The sequence below is a fragment of the Streptomyces flavofungini genome, from assembly GCF_041028215.1.
GTDB classification, from domain to species: domain Bacteria; phylum Actinomycetota; class Actinomycetes; order Streptomycetales; family Streptomycetaceae; genus Streptomyces; species Streptomyces flavofungini_B.
In genome coordinates this window covers 1-4,181 of sequence record NZ_JASKYR010000640.1, presented here as the reverse complement: position 1 = coordinate 4,181, position 4,181 = coordinate 1, and the positions used below count along the sequence as shown (strand labels likewise).

The 4,181-nt window shown below is 72.2% G+C and carries 4 protein-coding genes and 3 tRNA genes; 3 read left to right on the top strand and 4 right to left on the bottom strand.

Features of this window, described 5'->3' with window-relative positions:
- Positions 1 to 1,067, top strand: a 1,067-nt coding sequence (locus AB8Z36_RS31575) for an ABC transporter permease (protein WP_369216813.1), incomplete at its 5' end; no start/stop codon positions are given.
- 100 nt (positions 1,068 to 1,167) lie between these two features.
- Here AB8Z36_RS31575 and AB8Z36_RS31570 read toward each other — a convergent pair.
- From AB8Z36_RS31570 to AB8Z36_RS31555, 4 genes are all read right to left on the bottom strand, one after another.
- Positions 1,168 to 1,241, bottom strand: a tRNA-Phe gene (locus AB8Z36_RS31570).
- Positions 1,242 to 1,265: 24 nt separating this feature from the next.
- Positions 1,266 to 1,340: transfer RNA gene (locus AB8Z36_RS31565), tRNA-Asp, on the bottom strand.
- Positions 1,341 to 1,379: 39 nt separating this feature from the next.
- Positions 1,380 to 1,452 (bottom strand) — tRNA-Glu (locus AB8Z36_RS31560).
- Positions 1,453 to 1,533: 81 nt separating this feature from the next.
- Entirely contained in the window at positions 1,534 to 3,114 is a 1,581-nt protein-coding gene (locus AB8Z36_RS31555) for a metallophosphoesterase family protein (protein ID WP_369216812.1), read from the bottom strand.
- A gap of 71 nt (positions 3,115 to 3,185) precedes the next feature.
- On the opposite strand from AB8Z36_RS31555, the gene AB8Z36_RS31550 reads away from it, so the two are divergent.
- Together AB8Z36_RS31550 and AB8Z36_RS31545 are read left to right on the top strand one after the other, a co-directional pair.
- Entirely contained in the window at positions 3,186 to 3,536 is a 351-nt protein-coding gene (locus AB8Z36_RS31550) for a metallopeptidase family protein (protein ID WP_363248823.1), read from the top strand.
- Between the two features lie 173 nt (positions 3,537 to 3,709).
- The coding region (locus tag AB8Z36_RS31545) for a hypothetical protein (protein ID WP_369216811.1) at positions 3,710 to 4,181 on the top strand (472 nt) is incomplete at its 3' end.

Below are 4,181 nucleotides of genomic sequence, written 5' to 3'. Positions count from 1 at the left end.
ACGGCGCGCACGGTCGTGTCCCCACGCGCGGCGAGCGGTGGGCCTCCTTCAAGGAGTCCCCGTTCCTGCCCGCGCTCGTGCTGGTGTTCATCCTGGCGGCCGCCGCCGGGCTCTTCGCGGGTTCGTACACGTACTCCATGGCGAAGCCGACGCCGCACCACGTCCCCGTCGCGGTCGTCGGCGACCAGAACTCCCGGCAGGGCAAGGCCTTCCTCGGCGGCATGGAGAAGGCCCTGAACGCCTCCCTGGAGGTGAAGCGGTACGCCACCTACGCCAAGGCCAGGCGGGACGTGGACGAGCAGCGGGTGTTCGCGATCGTGGACGTGCGGCGGGGCGACGGGGACCCGGTGACGCTGAACGTCTCCGGGGCCTCGGGCGCCTCGGTCGCCCAGGTGCTCGCCGAGACGGCCCCGAAGGTGGGCAAGCAGGCCGGTGTGCAGGTCACCGTGAAGGACATCAAGCCGCTCCAGGAGGGTGACCCGCGGGGCCTCGCGATCTTCTACATCTCACTGGCCGCGGTGATCATCGGCTTCGTCGGCGCCATCCAGCTCAGCGTGCACGCCCGGGGCCTCAATCCGGCGGAACGGATCGGCTTCACGGCGCTCTACGCGCTCCTCGGGGCGTTCGTGATCGCCGCGGTCGTGGACTGGTGGCTCGGCGCGCTGGATCTGCCGTTCGTGGAGTCGTGGCTGATCCTGGCGTTGACGCTGTTCACCTCGGGGATGGTCTTCACCATGTTCAACACCCTCTTCGGGCGGTGGGCGATGCTCCCGACCTGGGGGCTCATGGTGCTGCTCGGCAACCCCTCGTCCGGCGGGGCGGTGTCCTGGCCGCTGCTCCCCTCGGTCCTCGGGCACATCGGCCAGTGGCTGCCGCCGGGTGCCTCGGTGAACGCCCAGCACACCGCCGTCTACTTCGGCAGGCACCAGCACGCCTTCCCGTTCCTGGTCCTCGCGGGCTGGGCGCTGCTCGCCTCGACCGTCTTCTGGGTGTGGCGGCACCGGCACCCGGGCGGCAGGCCGGGCGCCCCGGCGCACGCGGCGGGGACGGGCGCCACGATCGCCTGAGGCCCCGGTCGATCGCCTGAGATCCCGGTCCAATCGCCCGAGGCCCCGGTCAGGGGAGACGACGAAGGCCCCGTCCACTGGACGGGGCCTTTGGTGAGAGTGGCTGGGGCCGGGATCGAACCGGCGACCTATCGCTTTTCAGGCGATCGCTCGTACCAACTGAGCTACCCAGCCACGCGATTCGCGAGGAATCGCAAGCGGTCCTGACGGGATTTGAACCCGCGGCCTCCACCTTGACAGGGTGGCGAGCACTCCAAACTGCTCCACAGGACCATGCTTTGTGCGAGCACTAGTCTCGCACAAGGTGTTGCGTGCCCCCAACGGGATTCGAACCCGTGCTACCGCCTTGAAAGGGCGGCGTCCTGGGCCACTAGACGATGAGGGCTAAGAGGCCCGCCTGGGCGCTTTGCAGCGCGTCGGGGACGTGAGAAGCATATGGGATGCGGGGAGCTATCGCCAAAACGGTTTACCCGGAGGGGCTCGGAGCGGTCGGCGACGGGGTCGCGCCGGGCTGGTTCTCCTTGGGCAGATGGCGGCTGACCTCGGCCTTCGTCAGGCCCAGACCGCCCAGCCTGATCTCGTCCCAGGCTTGCAGCCGCTTGCTCGTACGGTCCAGATAGAGCACGGAGGCCTCGACCGGGTCGGGGTACCTGTCCTCGACCGCGCGCAGTCCGCTGCCGCCGGTCGACCCCTCGATCCGCAGCCGCGTGCCGCCCTCCATGACCTCCATCTTCTGGTGGTGGAGGTGGCCCGCGAGGGCCAGCGGGACCTCGCCGTCCGTCTCGCGCGCCGCCGCGGGGTCGTGCGCGACCGCCACGTCGACGGGGGTGCCGGCCGCCCGCTCGGCGCGCAGGGCCGAGGCGAGCCGGACGCCCGCGAGACGGTGGACCGAGCCGGACCGCTTCGCGGAGCGGTCGGGGGTGTACTGCGGGTCGCCGATCCCCGCGAAGCGCAGCCCGGCCACGGTCTCGGCCCTGCCGTCGTCGAGCACGTGGACGTTCTTGAAGCGCTCCAGGTAGCGCTGGGTGGTGCGCGAGTCGTGGTTGCCGCGCACCCAGACGTAGGGCGCGCCGAGGTCCGGGATCGGGTCGAGGAAGGCGTTCTCGGCCGCCGAGCCGTGGTCCATGGTGTCGCCGGAGTCGACGATGACGTCGATGTCGTACTGCTCCACGAGCGAGGAGATGATCTTCCAGCTCGCCGGGTTGAGATGGATGTCGGAGACGTGCAGGACCCGCATCGTGGTCGGGTCCGGCTGGTAGGCGGGGAGCGTGGACGTGACGTCGTAGAGCTTGGTCACATTGGTGACGAGGCGCGCCAACTCCCGCTGGTAGACGTCGAATTCGCTCACGATGCTGCGGGCGTCGCCGACCACGGAGGGGGCGCTGCTGAGCAGCCCGGAGAACTTCGGCTCAAGGACCGACTTGGGGTTCCAGGTGGCGTACGCGGCGCCGCCCGACGCCGCGAGGAGCGCCAGCGCGAGACCGCCCGCCGCCAGGGCGCGGCGCGGGCGGCGGTAGACGGCGAGGCCCAGTGCGGTGGCCCCGGAGACGACGGCGACGCAGGAGCGCGCGGCCAGGTCGAGCGTGCCGTGGCCGACGTCGCGCGCGACCTCCTCCTGGAGCCCGGCGAGCCGCTCGGGGTGGTCGACGAGGGCCTGGGAGCGGACCGGGTCGAGCTGGTCCACGTCCACGTCGAGCCGGATGGGCGCGGTGTGCGAGCGCAGTTCCAGGGCGCCGAGCGGCGAGACATTGATCTTCGTACCGCCGGACAGGGAGGGCCGCAGCGTCATGCGGGTGTCCATCGGGCCCACCGGGGCGCGCACGCTGCCGACGATCAGCAGGCCGAGCCAGGCGCCGAAGAGCACGACCGCGATCAGGCCGAGGGCGGCTCTCCAGGGGTGGCGCGCGGTGCCGTCGAGCACGGCCGGGGCGGGTGCGTGGGACGCGTGGCCGCCGGGTCCACCGGTGCGGCGAGCGCGGATGCGGCCCACGAGGGCGCCGCCCACCCGTCGTACGCCCTGGAGAACGACTGCGAAGTCGCGGGCCATTGGTCCCGTATGCCCATGTGGGGCGACGGATATGCCGGGACGGGCGTGGCCGTGTGGCCGACAATGGGGGAGTGCTTGAGATGACGCGCGAGGAGTTCGAGGAACTGGTCGGCGAGGCGCTCGACCGGATTCCGCCGGAGCTGACACGGCTGATGGACAACGTGGCCGTCTTCGTCGAGGACGAGCCGCCCTCCGACGACCCCGAGCTGCTCGGGCTCTACGAAGGGACCCCGCTGACGGATCGCGGCGAGTGGTACGCCGGGGTGCTGCCGGACCGCATCACGGTCTACCGGGGGCCGACGCTGCGGATGTGCGGATCGCGCGAGGAGGTCGTCGCCGAGACGGAGATCACGGTGGTGCACGAGGTCGCGCACCACTTCGGCATCGACGACGCGAGGCTGCACGCGCTCGGGTACGGGTGAGGCGCGGGTCCTCCTGGGTCCTTGTGGGTCCTTAGGGGTCCTCGCGGTCCTCGTGGGTCCTTACGGGTCCTCGCGGGGGCGGCGTTCGGGTTCTGTCGGGTCCGTGTCCTCTTGCGTGTGAGGGGAGTTGGGCATGGCGTCCCGATTGTCAGCGCCTCAGGAGGTGCTCGGCCGTGCGCCAGTTGTACGTTCCCGTCCGTTGGGCCGCGGTCGCGGTGGCCGTCGCGGCGACCGCGGGCTGCATGAGCGTCGGTGACGACGGTGCCGCCCCGCGCCCCGGGCGCTCCGCGGGCGGCCCCGGCGGCGCGGCCGCCTCCGACGGCGCGCCCGTGGTCACCGGCGACGGCGCCATGTCCGGCGGCGAGCGGGGCCGGGCGAAGGGCAAGGGCCGGTCGAAGGAGAAGGGCAAGGGCGAGGGCGGCGGCGAGGACGGCGACGCCGCGCGGGACGACGGCGAGGACGACGCCGGGGACGGCAGGCGTTCCGGGACCTCCGCCACGGCCTCCGCGAAGCCGCCGAAGCAGGGCGACGGTCAGCAGGACCCCGAGCCGCCGCGGCCGAGGCCCACCCCGACGCGCACGACCGAGGAGCCCGAGCCGCCGAAGCCCGAGCCGACCCCGACCCCGGACCCCACCACTCCGGAGC